Source organism: Rhizorhabdus sp. P4_G6, assembly GCF_056401045.1.
Genome location: NZ_JBFUKC010000018.1, coordinates 43,438 through 57,905 on the forward strand (window position 1 = coordinate 43,438; position 14,468 = coordinate 57,905).

12 protein-coding genes are annotated in these 14,468 nt (G+C 66.7%); 2 read left to right on the forward strand and 10 right to left on the reverse strand.

What is annotated here, in order from left to right:
- Positions 1-115 precede the first annotated feature (115 nt).
- Positions 116-1,609, forward strand: coding sequence for a malonate--CoA ligase (locus AC1DPF_RS15665; protein WP_477962266.1), 1,494 nt, complete (start codon positions 116-118; stop codon positions 1,607-1,609).
- Between the two features lie 15 nt (positions 1,610-1,624).
- Here the strand turns inward: AC1DPF_RS15665 and AC1DPF_RS15670 are convergent, their stop codons facing one another.
- The 5 genes from AC1DPF_RS15670 to AC1DPF_RS15690 all read right to left on the reverse strand — a co-directional run bounded on the left by AC1DPF_RS15670 (position 1,625) and on the right by AC1DPF_RS15690 (position 5,987).
- Positions 1,625-2,281, reverse strand: coding sequence for a peptidylprolyl isomerase (locus AC1DPF_RS15670; protein ID WP_477962268.1), 657 nt, complete (start codon positions 2,279-2,281; stop codon positions 1,625-1,627).
- Between the two features lie 55 nt (positions 2,282-2,336).
- Complete coding sequence (locus tag AC1DPF_RS15675; protein WP_477873297.1) at positions 2,337-2,849, reverse strand: phosphoribosyltransferase; 513 nt, start codon at positions 2,847-2,849, stop codon at positions 2,337-2,339.
- Between the two features lie 108 nt (positions 2,850-2,957).
- The gene (locus tag AC1DPF_RS15680) at positions 2,958-3,995 is read right to left on the reverse strand and encodes an adenosine deaminase (RefSeq protein ID WP_477962270.1); all 1,038 of its coding nucleotides are present in this window, start codon (positions 3,993-3,995) and stop codon (positions 2,958-2,960) included.
- A 111-nt stretch (positions 3,996-4,106) separates the two neighbouring features.
- The gene (locus AC1DPF_RS15685; RefSeq protein ID WP_477962272.1) at positions 4,107-4,982 is read right to left on the reverse strand and encodes a metallophosphoesterase family protein; all 876 of its coding nucleotides are present in this window, start codon (positions 4,980-4,982) and stop codon (positions 4,107-4,109) included.
- Positions 4,983-5,012: 30 nt separating this feature from the next.
- Positions 5,013-5,987 (reverse strand): bile acid:sodium symporter family protein, encoded by a 975-nt coding sequence (locus AC1DPF_RS15690; protein ID WP_477962274.1) that lies wholly within the window; start codon positions 5,985-5,987, stop codon positions 5,013-5,015.
- Positions 5,988-6,087: 100 nt separating this feature from the next.
- Between AC1DPF_RS15690 and AC1DPF_RS15695 the strand changes: the two genes are divergently transcribed.
- Entirely contained in the window at positions 6,088-6,957 is an 870-nt protein-coding gene (locus tag AC1DPF_RS15695) for an alpha/beta fold hydrolase (protein ID WP_477873289.1), read from the forward strand.
- Here AC1DPF_RS15695 and AC1DPF_RS15700 read toward each other — a convergent pair.
- From AC1DPF_RS15700 to AC1DPF_RS15720, 5 genes are all read right to left on the reverse strand, one after another.
- Complete coding sequence (locus AC1DPF_RS15700) at positions 6,954-7,901, reverse strand: DUF2891 domain-containing protein (protein WP_477962282.1); 948 nt, start codon at positions 7,899-7,901, stop codon at positions 6,954-6,956. The genes AC1DPF_RS15695 and AC1DPF_RS15700 overlap by 4 nt on opposite strands.
- Positions 7,902-7,960: 59 nt before the next feature.
- Positions 7,961-8,902, reverse strand: coding sequence for a DUF979 domain-containing protein (locus AC1DPF_RS15705; RefSeq protein ID WP_477962276.1), 942 nt, complete (start codon positions 8,900-8,902; stop codon positions 7,961-7,963).
- Positions 8,899-9,558 (reverse strand): DUF969 domain-containing protein, encoded by a 660-nt coding sequence (locus AC1DPF_RS15710; protein WP_477962284.1) that lies wholly within the window; start codon positions 9,556-9,558, stop codon positions 8,899-8,901. Before AC1DPF_RS15710 ends, AC1DPF_RS15705 begins: the two co-directional genes overlap by 4 nt.
- Before the next feature lie 20 nt (positions 9,559-9,578).
- On the reverse strand, positions 9,579-13,139 hold the full coding sequence (locus AC1DPF_RS15715; protein ID WP_477962278.1) for a hydantoinase B/oxoprolinase family protein: 3,561 nt from the start codon (positions 13,137-13,139) through the stop codon (positions 9,579-9,581).
- A gap of 159 nt (positions 13,140-13,298) precedes the next feature.
- Positions 13,299-14,468 (reverse strand): flavin-containing monooxygenase (locus AC1DPF_RS15720; RefSeq protein WP_477962280.1); only part of this gene is annotated, 1,170 nt, incomplete at its 5' end.

A 14,468-nucleotide genomic window follows, 5' to 3' on the forward strand; every position in this document is an offset into this window, starting at 1 on the left:
CCATCGCGGGCAGCAGCGTGGCCGGCCAGGACGAAAGCGCCGACTCGGCGGCCAAGGCATTGGCGTGGAGGCGGCCGCATCCTAAGCTGGTTCGCCGGCTCGGGAGGCGGCAGCATTGACCAATCTCTACGCACGTCTGGCCAGCCGTTTTCCTGAGTCGAATCGCCCCTTTGCCCACCTGCCCGATGGCGGCGTCGTCAGCTATGGCGAGGTCGAGGCCCGCTCGGCCGGCTTCGCGCATGTGCTGCGCGATCATGGCGTCGGCATCGGCGACCGGGTGGCGGTGCAGGCCGAAAAAAGCATCGACATGCTGATGCTCTATCTCGGTTGCCTGCGCGCCGGGGCGGTCTTCCTGCCGCTCAACCCCGCCTACACGTCAAGCGAACTCGACTATTTCATGCGCGATGCCGAGCCGGCGCTGTTCGCCTGCGATCCGGCCGCGGTCGACAGGATCGCGCCTCTGGCGGCGGCGGCGGGGGTGCCGCGCGTGGCGGCGCTTGCGGCACTCGCCGGCGGCGCGGCGCAGGCCCCGGCGCGATTCGACACTGTGGAGCGCGGCGACCAGGATCTCGCGGCGATCCTCTACACATCGGGCACCACCGGCCGCTCGAAGGGCGCGATGCTGAGCCATGACAATCTCGGTTCGAACGCGTTCATGATCCGCGATGCATGGCACTTCACCCGCGATGACGTGCTGCTCCATGCGCTGCCGATCTTCCACACCCATGGGCTGTTCGTCGCGACCAACGCGATCCTCGCGGCCGGCGCGTCGATGATCTTCCTGCCGCGCTTCGACGCCGCCGAAGTGCTGCGGCAGCTGCCGCGCGCGACGACGATGATGGGCGTGCCGACCTTCTACATCCGGCTGCTCGACGAGCCGGGCTTCACCGCCGACCTCGCCCGCCACATCCGGCTGTTCGTCTCCGGCTCGGCCCCGCTCTCGGCCGACATCCACCGCGAATTCCGCGAGCGCACCGGCCATGCCATCCTCGAACGCTATGGGATGACCGAAACCAACATGAATATATCCAACCCCTATGATGGCGACCGCATCGCCGGCACGGTCGGCCTGCCGCTGCCCGGCGTGTCGATCCGCATCGCCGATCCGCACAGCGGCAAGGGGATGCCGCAGGGGCAGGTCGGGGTGATCGAGATCGCCGGGCCGAATGTGTTCAAGGGCTATTGGCGCATGCCCGAGAAGACCGCGGCGGAGTTCCGCGACGGCTATTTCATCTCGGGCGACCTCGGCGTGGTCGACGCGCGCGGCTATGTCTCGATCGTCGGGCGGGCCAAGGACCTGATCATTTCGGGCGGCTACAACGTCTATCCGGCGGAGGTCGAAGCCGCGCTCGACGAGCTGCCCGAGGTTCATGAGTCGGCGGTGATCGGCGTCCCCCAGCGCGATCTGGGCGAGGCGGTGGTGGCGGTGGTGGTGGCGCGCGACCGCACCTTCGACGATGCCGAAGCGATCAAGGCGGGCCTCGTCGACCGGCTCGCCCGCTTCAAGCAGCCGCGCGCGATCGTCTTCGTCGACGCGCTGCCGAAGAACGCGATGGGCAAGGTGCAGAAGGCCGCGCTGCGCGAGCAGCACAAGGCGCTGCTGGCATGAGCAGCGTAGTCCTGTTTACTTCGTAACGACCCGCCGCGCGCTGATGATCCTAATAGGTGCGGCGAGCATCTGGCCCTTCATCATGCCTTCGCCCAGCGTGGGCGAGCGCGGGGCGGCGAGGATGCGCTTCACGACATCCATCCCCTCGACGACATGGCCGAACGCCGCATAGCCGGCATTGTCGCCGGGCGCGGACGGATCGGCGTTCATATAATCCATCTGGCCGATGGTGATGAAGAAGTCGCCCGCCGCCGTGCCCGGCGCGTTGCGGGCCATCGAGATGGTCCCGTCGCCATGAAGCACGCCGGTCTTGCTGGTCGGCTCGTGCGCGATGGTCGGGAACATCTTGCGCGGGTCATAATGCACGCCGCCCTGCACCAGGCCCAGCTCGGGCGCGTTAGGCACGTTCACGGCGCGGTAGAAGGTCATGTTGTCGAACCGCTTCGCGTCGACATAGCGCAGGAAATTGCTGGTCGTGATCGGCGCGCGCTCCTTCTCGAGTTCGAGCAGGATCGGTCCTTCGCTGGTCAAAAGGCTGACCTTGACGGTAGCCGGCTTGGGCGCAGGCGCAGGCGCAGGCGCAGGCGCGGCGGCCGGCGGGGCATCCTGCGCCAGAGCGGGAAGCGGCAGCGCGCAGAGCAGCGCGGCCAGGGCGAGTCGGGTGATCTTCATGCGCTGAAGCTAGCCTGTCTGCCCGCGCATTCAATATCCTGTCGAGCCGCGGTATCTACGCCAGCCGCGCCGGCACCACCGCTGCGTCCTCGATCACTTTCGCGACCGGGGAAACCTGTTCCCACGGGAATACGAACCAGTCCTTGTTGATCGAGCGGTCGATCGTGCGAAAGCGATAGTCGACGCGCTCGGCCGAGGCGACATTGTCGATCAGCATGGCGAAGCGGACATTCTCCAGATTGGCGCCCGCTTCGGCCAGTCCCGCCTTGAGGTGGGCGATGGTTCCGCCGCTGTCGTTGATGTCGTCGACGAACAGCAGCCGATCGGTGAGGCTGCGCCCCGCCAGCTTGACCAGCAGTTCGGCGGAAAAATCCGGCAGGTGCGAGCTATGGTCGATCGATAGCATCGGCAGGCCGGTCGCATGGCTGAGATAGACCGCAGGGGTGAGCCCGCCGCGGCCGACGCCGATGATGAAGTCTGGCGTCCAGCCGCTCTCCCTGATCCGCGCCGCGATATAATGGATCGCGGTGAGGAACTCCGGCTGGTCGACGGGGGTCAGGGTCGGCATGGGCGGTTCCTTGGTCTCGGTTCTTCATCTGTCATGCTGAACTTGTTTCAGCATCCACCTCGTCACAAGCCAACAATCGCAAGCGGAGGAGTGGATCCTGAAATAAATTCAGGATGACGAGCCATTTTGTGTCGGCTCACTCGCCAAATAGGCATCGAGCGCCGCGAGATGCTGGGCGACATCCGCGTCATCGAGGAATGAGCCGAGGAAGCTGTTTCGGGCCAGCGCGGCGAAGTCCTGCGCGTCCAGCTTTCCAGCGGGGATCAGTGCGCGATAATTATCGTTCACATAGCCGCCGAAATAGGCGGGATCGTCCGAGTTCACCGTCGCGCGCAGGCCCATCCGCAGCATGTGCTCGAGCGGATGCGCGGCGATATCGGCGACCACGCACAGCTTGAGGTTGGAGAGCGGACAGACGGTCAGCGTCATCGCCGATCGTGCCAGCCTCGTCGTCAGCGCCGCATCCTCGAGCGCGCGATTGCCATGGTCGAGCCGGTCGATGTGAAGCAGGTCGAGCGCCTCGTGGATATAGTCAGGCGGCCCCTCCTCGCCGGCATGGGCGACGCGCCGCAGCCCCATCGCGCCGGCGCGCTGGAACACCCGCGCGAATTTGGATGGGGGATGGCCGAGTTCGGACGAATCGAGCCCGACCGCCACGATCCGGTCCAGCCAGGGTTCGGCCGCCGCCAACGTGGCGAAGGCGGCCTCTTCGTCCAGATGGCGCAGGAAGCACAGGATCAGCTTGGAGCTGAGCCCGTGCTTCGCCTTGGCCTCGGCCATGCCCGCGAGCAGGCCGTCGGCGACCACCTGGAAGGGGATGCCGCGATCGGTGTGGGTCTGGGGATCGAAGAAGATCTCGGCATGGCGGACATTGTCGGCGGCGGCGCGGTCGAAATAGGCGGTGGCGAGGTCGCGGAAGTCCTCCTCGGTGCGCAGCACGTCGGCGCCTTGGTAATAGATGTCGAGAAAGTCCTGGAGGCGCGAGAAGCTGTAGGCGCCGCGCAGTTCCTCGACGCTCGCGAACGGGATGGCGATGCGATTGCGCCGGGCGAGGGCGAACATCTGCTCGGGTTCGAGGCTGCCCTCGATATGGAGGTGCAGCTCGGCCTTGGGCAGGCCGGCGACGAAGGCGGCGAGATCGGTCATGCCGGCCATTGGTACAGCATGTTCAGCCTCCCGCCAGCCAGATGAAAGGCAAGATCAGCAGAAAGGTGCAGTCGAGGCGCTGTACAGGGGAAGCCAGGCTCCCCAACCGTGTCAGCGCGCGGCCAGCTCGCCGGCCTTCACCGGATGCGGCGCCGGCCCGAGGACGCTCGACGTCCAGTCCTCGCCAAGCCGGATGTAGCGCACGTCGTCGCCACCCTGGAAACTGTTGCCGTCCCATACCATCACCTGCAGCGTGACGTCGCTGTTGAGATGCGCATGGATCCAGTTGAAGCTCTGCGGCTCGTCGTTGCGCAGGCGGGTCGAGGTGGCGGTGCCGGCCTGGATGACCAGCGCCGAGCCGGCATTCGCGACCATCTTGCGCGCGGCTTCGGCATAGGTGCGGTGGAAGTGCCCGGCCAGCGCGATATGGACACCCGCCTCGCAGACTGCCTTCACCGCATCGCCGTGGCGCCCGACCGCCTCGCTCAGCTCGCCGCCCTCGCCGATCGGCATCGCGAACAGCGGATGGTGCGTGACCAGGATGCGCGTCTTGTGCGGCTCCACCGCATCGAAGCGGCGCTTCATCAGATCGATCTGCCGGCGGTTGATGCGGCCGTCCTTGATGGTCAGCGAGCGGGCGGTGTTGATGCCGAGCACCGCGACCCTGTCATTCTCGAACCACGGGCAAAGCTCGTTCGCGATATAGCGTTGATAGCGGGCGAGCGGCGCCGCGAACCGGCGCACGATGTCGTAGAGCGGGATATCGTGGTTGCCGGGGATCACCAATGTCCGCAGCCCCGCCGCCCGCAGCCGATTGAGCCAGGCGGAGGCGGCGCGGAACTGTTCTGCGCGGGCGCGCTGCGTCAGGTCGCCGCTAATGATGACGAGGTCGGGGCGCCTGTTCTCCAGCCACGCCTCGGTGGCGCTGACGATCCGCGGATCATGGGCGCCGAAATGGATGTCCGACAGATGCGCGATGCGAGCCATCCGCGCTGAACGAAGCTGGGCCGAACCGGTTCACTGGCCGCGCCGATAGCGCGTCGCGATGATGGTGCAGACGAATAGCTGGAGCTGGTGGAAGATCATCAGCGGCAGGATGATCACGCCGACCTGCGCCGGCGCGAAGATCGCGCCCGCCATCGGCACGCCCGAGACGATGCTCTTCTTCGATCCGCAGAACAGCAGCACGATTTCGTCGCCGCGCGGCAGCTTCAGGCGGCGCGCCACGAACAGGTTTGCCGCCATGACCAGGCCGAGCAGCACCGCGCTGAGCCCGAGGATCACCAGCAGGTCGAGCGCCTCGGTGCGCTGCCATATCCCGTTGACTACCGCCGCGCTGAAGGCGGTATAGACGACCAGCAGGATCGAGGACCGGTCGACCGGCATCAGCACGCGCTTGTACCGGTCGATGAAGCCGCCGATCAGTGGCCGCAGCAGGTGGCCGGCGATGAAGGGCAGCAGCAGCTGGACCATGATCGCCTGCAGCGCGTCCAGCGATATGCCCGGCGCGCTGCCCTGAACCTGAACCAGCAGGCCGACCATCAGCGGGGTGAGGATAATTCCGGTGATATTGGACAGCGAGGCGCTGCACACCGCCGCGGGGACATTGCCGCCCGCGATGGCGGTGAGCGCGATCGACGACTGCACGGTCGAGGGCAGCACCGACAGATAGAGCAGCCCCGAGAGGATTTCGGGCGTGGTGAGCCCGGTCGCCGCCCGCGCCATCGCCCAGCCGAGCAGCGGGAACAGCATGAAGGAGGAAGCGAGCACGAGCAGGTGGAGATGCCAGTTGCCGATGCCGGCGAGGATCGCCTCGCGCGACAGCTTCGCGCCATGGAGGAAGAACAGCAGGGCGATCGCCGCGCCCGTTGCCCAGCGGAACATTTCTACGGCTGCGCCGCGCGCCGGCAGAAGCGACGCGAGCAGGATGGTCAGAACGAGCAGGACGAGGAAGGGATCGAGCCCCTTGAGCAGACGAGACTTCATGCGCATCGCAATGCCGGGCTTGCCGGGGGGGCGTCAAGCATGGCCGGTTCTGCGGATATCGCCGACAGGCTCGACATCCGGGAGGTTTTTTCCTTAAGGCACGGCCATGCCCACGCCACGCACCTACAAGATCAGTTCTTCGCGCCTCCAGCTCAATGTCACCGAATGGGGCGATCCTTCGGCACCGCCGCTGCTGCTGCAGCATGGCGGGCGCGATCATGGCCGCAGCTGGGATGCGGTGGCCTCCGCCATCCTGCAGGACTATCGGATCATCGTTCCCGATCTGCGCGGCCATGGCGACAGCGACTGGGCGGCGGACGGCGTCTATGAAATCACCGATTTTGTCCAGGATTTCGCGACGCTGGTGAAGGCGCTCGACCTCCCGCCCTGCGCGATGATCGGCCATTCGCTCGGCGGCAACATCGTAACGCGCTTCAGCGGCCTGTATCCCGACCGGGTGACGAAGCTCGTCAATATCGAAGGCCTCGGACTTTCGCCGACGGTGATAGCGGAACGCGACAAGCGCGACCAGATCGACCTGCTGCGCGGCACGATCGAGGAACGTGCGCAGCGGTCGACCTTCGTCCCTCGGCGCTTTGCCGACATGGCGGCGATGGTGGCGCGCATCAGCGAGGTGAGCGAGCATCTGTCGCCGGAGCTGGCCGAACATCTCGCGCGCCACGCCGCGAGGATCAATGAGGATGGCACCGTCACCCCCAAGCATGATCCGGCCCTTCGCGACCCCGGGCCGTTCGATATCAGCACCGAGACCAAGCACCGGCTATGGGCGGCGATCAGCTGTCCGGTGCTGCTGGTCTATGGGGCGCAGAGCTGGGCCTCCAATCCGGCGGTCGATGGCCGCGCCAGCTATTTCCGCAACGCTCGGGTCGAGCTGTTCGAGGATGCCGGCCACTGGGTTCACCATGACCGGCAGGCCGATTTCATCGCCATGGTCCGGGATTTTCTCCGCGCCTAAAGGCCATCGAGCGCGAGCAGGGCGAAGCTGGCGAGCCAATGCTCGCCCATATAGTCGTCTTCGATATGCGGCAGGCTCGCCGTCAGGTGTCGTTCGGCCGCGGCGCCGGCCATGGCCGCGACGCGATGTCCGGCCGGCAGCGCCGCCGATATCGCCCGCCAGCACCAGGCGCGGCTGAGGTTGAGGCCATCGAGATGCGCGATCTTGCCGTCGTTGCGATCCGAGACGAAGGCGGGGGTCAGCAGCGCCTCGGGTATATCGGGCAGGAAAGCATCGAACCAGGCGGTAAACGCCGCGGCGGGCAGGATGTGCCGCATCAGATGCGCTTCCATCAGCGCCGGCGACAGGAACTCGTCACCGCCCGGTTCCCAGGCCTGGCAGCCGCGATCCTGCTCGAACCAGGCCAAGGCGCGGGCGGCAAGAAGCGTCGCCAGCACCTCGTCGTGGCCCGTCGCCCAGCGATGGGCGAGCAGCAGGGCGAAACTGCTGTTCGGATGCGTGCCGACCCGGATCGGATAGGTCAGGCGTGGCAGAAACTCGTGGAACCGCACGGTGAAGGCGCGGGCGAGTGGTTCGAGCGCCTGCGCCCAGCGCCGCTCCTCATGGCGGTCGAGTTCGTCGTGAAGCGCGAGCAGCCACGCCCAGCCATAGGGCCGCTCGAAGCCGGCGGCGCTGGGCCGTTGGAGATAGGCAAGCTCGCCCGCCACCTTGTCGGGCACCAGCATCGCATCGGCGCGGGCGCGGATCGCGGCCGCCTCCGGCATGTCGGGGAAGCGCCGCATCAGCCGCATCACCTGCCACCAGCCATGGACGCAGCTGTGCCAGTCGAAGCTGCCATGGAAGATCGGGTGAAGCGTTACCGGCGGCAGAACATCCCCAGGGCCGGCCATCACATGGTCGAGCTTGTACGGCCACTGACGGCCTAGGTGACCCAGCGTGAGCATGGCGAAGCGCGAGGCGAGGGCCGGGGTGAGCGTGATCCTCTCCTGATCGTCAGGCCCGTTCACCGGAACGCCAGCCAGTAGAGCAGCGCGATATTCACCGCCAGCAGCGGCAGCGCCGTGGGGATCTGCATGCGGATCACGCCGTACCGGTCCTTCAGGTCGAGCAGTGCGGCGGGGACCAGGTTGAAGTTGGCAGCCATCGGCGTCATGAGCGTGCCGCAGAAGCCGGCGAGCATGCCGATCGCCGCGACCGCCGCGGGGTTGCCGCCGGCGCCATGGATCAGCACCGGCACGCCGACCGCCGTAGCCATCACCGGAAAGGCGGCGAAGGCATTGCCCATCACGATGGTGAACAGCGCCATGCCGAGCGCATAGGCCAGCACCGCGCCGATCAGGCTGCCGCCTGGAATGACATGCGCGATCATTCCGCCGACGACATCGCCGACGCCGGCGAGCGCGAACAGCGCACCGAGGCTGGCCAGCATCTGGGGGAGCAGCGCCGCCCAGCCGACGCTGTCCATCAGCCGCCGCCCTTCGTCGAAGGGCGTGGCGATGTGCGGCCGCAGCCAGGCATAGCCGGCGCCGAGCGCCAGCAGCACGCCCAGGGTGAGTGCGACCAGCGTCGCCTGCTTCGGATCGACCAGTGCCGGCGACTGCTTGAAGACCAGTGTGCCGAGCAGCGCCGTGGCCGGGATCAGCAGGGCGGGGATGAACAGCCGGTTGCGCCGCGTCGCGGCTTCTGCGGCGCGCGCTTCCGGCGAACTGGTGTCGCCGGCGCCGCGCCCGATCCCCCCGGACCCGGCGATGGCCACCAGCCCAAGCACCAGCACGCCATTGCCGAGATCGCCAAGGGCGTCACCGGCGATCAGGCTCAGCGCGATCAGCGCGTAGAACAGCGCGTTGCCCAGCCGCTTACGATTGCTGCGGTCGCGCAGCGCCGACAGCGAGAAGGCGACGAAAGCGAGCCCCGCGACCGGATAGACGAGATCGAGGCCGATCACCCTCGGTCGGCCTTAAGCCTGCGGTCGAGCAGCAGCAGCCGCGTGCCGTGGATCAGCAGCGCAGCGATCGCGCTGGGGATCGCCCAGAGCGACAGGTGGAGCGGCTCGATGAAGATTCCATAGCCCTCGAGAATGCCTTTCATCAGCAGGATCGATCCGACCGCGAGGAAGATATCCTCTCCGAAGAACAGGCCGATATTGTCGGTGGCCGCCGCCATCGCCGCGACCTTCTCGTCCCGCGCCTCCTCGCCGCTTTGCTGCGCGGCGGCGGCCTCGGCCATCGGCGCGACCAGCGGGCGGACGGTCTGGGGGTGGCCGGCCACCGAGATCAGTCCCAGCGCAGCGCTGACCTGGCGGAAGACGAGATAGAGGATCAGCAGCCGGCCGGCGGTCGCGCCGCGGAATTCGGCGATGAGCGCCCGGGCGCGCTCCTGCAGGCCATGGCGCTCGAGCAGGCCGATCACCGGCAGCACCATGTAGATCACCGTCACATAGCGATTGGCGTTGAACGCCTTGCCGAACGCAGCGACGATCATAAGCGGGTCCATGCCCGCGGCCAGCCCGGTTGCCAGTGCCGAGGCCAGCACCACCAGCAGCGGATTGAAGCGCAGCAGGAAGCCCACCACGATGACGGCGATGCCGCAGAGGACGAGCATGGAGCTCACCGGCTCATCTTTCATCCCGCCTTACCGCAGCCGCCGCCGCCCGGCGTCTCGATCACGAACACGTCGCCCGGCGCCATTTCGGCGGAGCCGGTCGGCCCGAGCAGTTCGACCGAACCGTCCGCGCGCTCTATCCGGTTCACGCCCACCGCGCCGTCGCTACCGCCGCCCAGTCCCGATGGTGCAACCCGCCGCCGGTTCGACAGGATGTTGGCCTGCATCGCGTCTAGGAAGCGAATGCGGCGGATGGCACCGGCGCCGCCGGCCCATGTGCCGCCACCGCCAGAACCGTGCCGGATCGCGAACTGCTCGACCAGCACCGGGAATCGCGTTTCCAATATCTCCGGATCGGTCAGGCGGCTGTTGGTCATGTGCGTCTGCACTGCCGCCGCGCCGTCAAAGCCCGGCCCTGCGCCTGATCCGCCGGCGATCGTCTCATAATATTGGCGGCCCTCGTCACCGAAGGTGAAGTTGTTCATCGTACCCTGCGATCCCGCCATCGCGCCGAACGCGCCGAGCAGCGCATCGGTGATCGCCTGGCTGGTCTCGACATTGCCGGCGACGACCGCCGCGGGATAGCGCGGGTTGAGCATCGACCCCTCCGGTACGATCATCGTCACTGGGCGGAGGCAGCCGTCATTCATCGGGATCGGGGCATCGACCAGGATGCGCATCACGTAGAGCGCGGCGGCCCGGACCACCGACAGCGGCGCGTTGAAATTGTCCGGCAGCTGGCCGCTCGTGCCGGTGAAGTCGATCGTGGCGGTCCCGGCGGCGCGGTGGATGCGGACCGCGACCCTGATGGTCGCGCCATTGTCGAGCTCGACCGCATGTTCGCCGTCATCGAGCCCGCCGATCAGCGCGCGAACCGCCGCTTCGGCATTGGCCTGGACATGCTCCATATAGGCGGCGACGACATCGCGCCCATAATCCGCCGCCAGCCGCCGCAGCGCATCGCCGCCGCGCGTGCAGGCGGCAACCTGGGCGCTCAGGTCGGCGATATTCTGGTCGGCATTGCGCGCGGGCCAGCGATTGCTGCGCAGCAAATTCCGGATATCGTCCTCGCAGAGCCGCCCCTCATCGACGAGCAGGGCATTGTCGAGGATCACCCCTTCCTCGTCGATGCTGCGGCTGTTCGATGGCATCGAACCCGGGCTGATCCCGCCGATATCGGCATGATGGCCGCGGGCCGCGACGAAGAAGCTGGGTTCCGCGTCGCCGCTTTCGGCGAACACCGGCATGATGACGGTGATGTCGGGCAGGTGGGTTCCGCCCTGATAGGGCGCATTCAGCGCATAGGCGTCGCCGGCGCGCATGCCGCGGCCGTCGACGCCGCTCCCGCGCCGCGCGATGATCGTGCGGATGCTCTCGCCCATCGAGCCGAGATGGACCGGAATGTGCGGCGCATTGGCGATCAGGTTGCCGGCCGCGTCGAACAGCGCGCAGGAGAAGTCGAGCCGTTCGCGAATGTTGACCGAGGACGCGCTCTGACGCAGCGCCGCACCCATCTCTTCGGCGATGCCCATGAACAGGCCCGAGAAGATTTCCAGCCGCACCGGATCGACCGCGGTGCCGACGGCCTGCCGCGCCTGCCGCGCGAGATGGCGGGTGAGGATCAGGTTGCCGAGGGAGTCGACCTCGGCGCGCCAGCCCGGCTCGACGATGGTGGTGGCGACGCTGTCGACAATCAGCGCGGGGCCATCGACGGCGAAGCCGCTCGCCAGTCCGGCACGATCGAACAGCGGCGTCTTGTGCGCAGCATCGGCCATCCATGTCTCGACGATTGCGGTCGGGGCCGCGGATCGGGCCGGCAGCGCCGCAGCCTGGGTGGCGTCCTCGCCGCCGGGTATCACCGCCTCGACGCGGAGCATGTCGATGACCGGCTCGCCCTGGCCGGCAAAGCCGAAGCGCTGGGCGAAGGCGCGCTCGAAAGCGGCCCGCATCGCTGCAGCATCGGCGAGCGGCACGGCGATGCTGTTGTCGCTGGCGGCATAGCGGACGTGCGCGGTTGCATCGATCCGCCCGGCAGCGGGCAGGGTGGCCAGCGCCTCGGCCGAAAGTGCCGCCACCGCTGCAGCAATTTCCGCAGCATCGTCCAGCGCGAGCAACAGGCTGCGCTCGCGGATGGCGCTGCGCTCGGCCAGGCCGATGCCATAGGCCGACAGCACTCCCGCCAGCGGGTGGATCATCACCCGGTCGATCGCCAGCGCGTCGGCCACCAGGCAGGCATGCTGGCCCGCCGCGCCGCCGAAGCAGGCGAGGGTGAAGCGCGCCGGGTCGTGGCCGGCGCCGATCGATACCGCCTTGATCGCCTTGGCCATGTTCGCGACCGCGATGGCGATGAGGCCTTCGGCGAGACGCCGGGGGTCGATGCCGCCGCCGGCCTGGGCGATCAGATCGGTGAAGCGGGATTCAACCGCGGTCCTATCGATCGGCTGGTCTCCATCGGGACCGAACAGTCGTGGGAAATGATCGGGCTGGATCTTGCCGAGCATGACGTTGCAGTCGGTGACGGTCAGCGGCCCGCCGCGGCGATAGCAGGCGGGCCCCGGAATGGCGCCCGCGGATTCGGGGCCGACCCGGAAGCGGCCATTGTCGAAGCGGCAGACCGATCCGCCGCCCGCCGCGACGCTATGGATCTTCATCATCGGCGCGCGGATGCGGGCGCCCGCGATCATCGTCTCCGTTTCACGGTCATATTGGCCGGCATAGAGCGACACGTCGGTCGAGGTGCCGCCCATGTCGAAGCCGATGACATGGTCGTAGCCGGCCTGCGCGGCGGTGCGCGCCATGCCGACGATCCCGCCCGCCGGCCCGGACAGGATCGCGTCCTTGCCGCGAAAGCCGCCGCCATCGACCAGCCCTCCGTTGGACTGCATGAACAGCGGCGCCGCGCCGGCACCGAGCGCGTTCGAGAAGCTGTCGACATAGCGGTGCAGCACCGGCGAGAGATAGGCGTCGACCACGCTGGTGTCGCCGCGCCCGACCAGCTTGATCAACGGGGCGACCTGATGGCTCGCGGAGATCTGGGTGAAACCGATGTCGCGGGCGAGGGCGGCCAGCGCCGCCTCATGCGCGATATGGCGGTAGCCGTGCATCAGCACGATCGCGACGGCGCGCAGGCCGTCCTCATAGGCCGCGGCAAGACCGGCGCGCGCCTTGTCCAGGTCGAGCGGGATCGTCACGTCGCCCGCCGCCGTAACGCGCTCGTCGATTTCCAGGGTGCGCGCGTGGATCGGCGGAGCGCGGCGGATGGCGCGGGCGAACAGATCCGGCCGGTCCTGATATCCGATGGTCAGCGCGTCGCCGAAGCCGCGGGTGATCGCGAGCAGGACAGGCTCGCCCTTGCGCTCGAGCAGCGCGTTGGTGGCGACCGTCGTTCCGATCCGTAGGTCGAGCGGCGGCAGCGGCCCCTCGCGACAGCCGGTCAGCCGGCGGATCGCGGCGACAGCGGCGTCGCCATAGCGCTCGGGATCCTCGGAGAGCAGCTTGGCCGTGCGGATCCGACCCTGCGGATCACGTGCCACCACATCGGTGAAGGTGCCGCCGCGATCGATCCAGAAGTTCCAGGCCACCTGCGCGGGGTAGCAACCGGCCCGCTTGGGGACAAGCGCCGGGAAAGCTTAGAGTGGTTTCGAGGCAGATGGAGTCATCTGCCGGCTCGGAAACCACGGAAAACGGACAAAATCTAGAGCCTTCCCGGCTTCATCGAGTTGCGGACGGATTGACAAGCTTTACCGTAGCTCGAGACCTTCAAGCCCCCCCGTGGCACGCCATTGTTCCAGCTGATGACAGAATGCGCCTACTCCGTTTCCGTATGGACCGCTGCGTAGCGCCTTGAGCGTCATATTTCCCTCGTTGTTGAAGAAGCTTGGAGTGCAGTTCTCCCAGACGCCCGCGATATTCAATGCGAGTTGTTCGTGGTGTTTGACCCATGCAGCCTCTGCAGTCCTTGACACCTCCGCGACAGCAACTCCCCTCTGCATCAATTCCGCAATAATGTAGGCGACGTGGCGCCCCTGTTCGAGCAGCATGTGCATCAGATTGGCACCCCAAGCGCTCTGAGCTATGCTGATGAGGAAGAAGTTGGGAAATCCGTGTATATGGAAGCCATGAAGTGTGGTCGCACCGTCGCGCCACTTTTCTGAAAGTGAGATTCCATCCCTTCCAAACAGGGATACCGGAGGTTCATCCGCGTATGCGCCAAGCTGGAATCCCGTCGAGTAGATGATGCAGTCCACCGGGTAGTGGCGATCATTGGCAACGATCCCAGTTTCCGTCACCCGCTCGATACCCCTTCCTTGGGTATGGACCAACGTCACGTTGGATAGATTGAACGTTTGCAGATAATCGTCATGGAAGCACGGACGTTTACAATAGCGTTGATACCATGACTTCAGTCCTTCCGCCGTCTCCGGATTGTGGACGATGTCCGAGACTCGTCTACGGAGCTCTTCGCCCGCTTCGATATCAGCCGCTTGGAGAAGGTCACCGATTTCTTGGCCGGACATATCTGGCTTGAGGTGCTGAAGAGTCGCGAATTGCCGCTTCGTCCACCAGTCGTTGACAAGATCGACCTCGACCGGTTCCAAGCCGATCAGCGATGTGTAGTTCTGGATGCGTCGCATCTGCCAGCCGAGTTCTTGCGATTTGTACCACGCTTCATCGGTAGGGCGTTCATCGCGCCAATCGATGGCGGAAGGCGTTCGTTGGAATACGTAAAGGTTTTTGGCCCATTTCCCGAGATGGGGAATGCACTGCACTGCGCTGGCACCCGTCCCGACCACCGCCACGCGCTTATCTCTTAGGTTGGTCAAGTGCCCATCTGAACAGCCACCAGTATACTCGAAATCCCAACGACTTGAATGGAAGCTTTTGCCGAGGAAGCTGCCGATCCCGGGAAC

Excerpts from the sequence above, each read along its gene's own strand:
- AC1DPF_RS15670 (WP_477962268.1), bottom strand. The coding sequence starts at position 2,281 with ATGAAGATCACCCGACTCGCCCTGGCCGCGCTGCTCTGCGCGCTGCCG.
- AC1DPF_RS15675 (WP_477873297.1), bottom strand. The coding sequence starts at position 2,849 with ATGCCGACCCTGACCCCCGTCGACCAGCCGGAGTTCCTCACCGCGATC.
- AC1DPF_RS15680 (WP_477962270.1), bottom strand. The coding sequence starts at position 3,995 with ATGACCGATCTCGCCGCCTTCGTCGCCGGCCTGCCCAAGGCCGAGCTG.
- AC1DPF_RS15685 (WP_477962272.1), bottom strand. The coding sequence starts at position 4,982 with ATGGCTCGCATCGCGCATCTGTCGGACATCCATTTCGGCGCCCATGAT.
- AC1DPF_RS15690 (WP_477962274.1), bottom strand. The coding sequence starts at position 5,987 with ATGCGCATGAAGTCTCGTCTGCTCAAGGGGCTCGATCCCTTCCTCGTC.
- AC1DPF_RS15695 (WP_477873289.1), top strand. The coding sequence starts at position 6,088 with ATGCCCACGCCACGCACCTACAAGATCAGTTCTTCGCGCCTCCAGCTC.
- AC1DPF_RS15700 (WP_477962282.1), bottom strand. The coding sequence starts at position 7,901 with ATGCTCACGCTGGGTCACCTAGGCCGTCAGTGGCCGTACAAGCTCGAC.
- AC1DPF_RS15710 (WP_477962284.1), bottom strand. The coding sequence starts at position 9,558 with ATGCTCGTCCTCTGCGGCATCGCCGTCATCGTGGTGGGCTTCCTGCTG.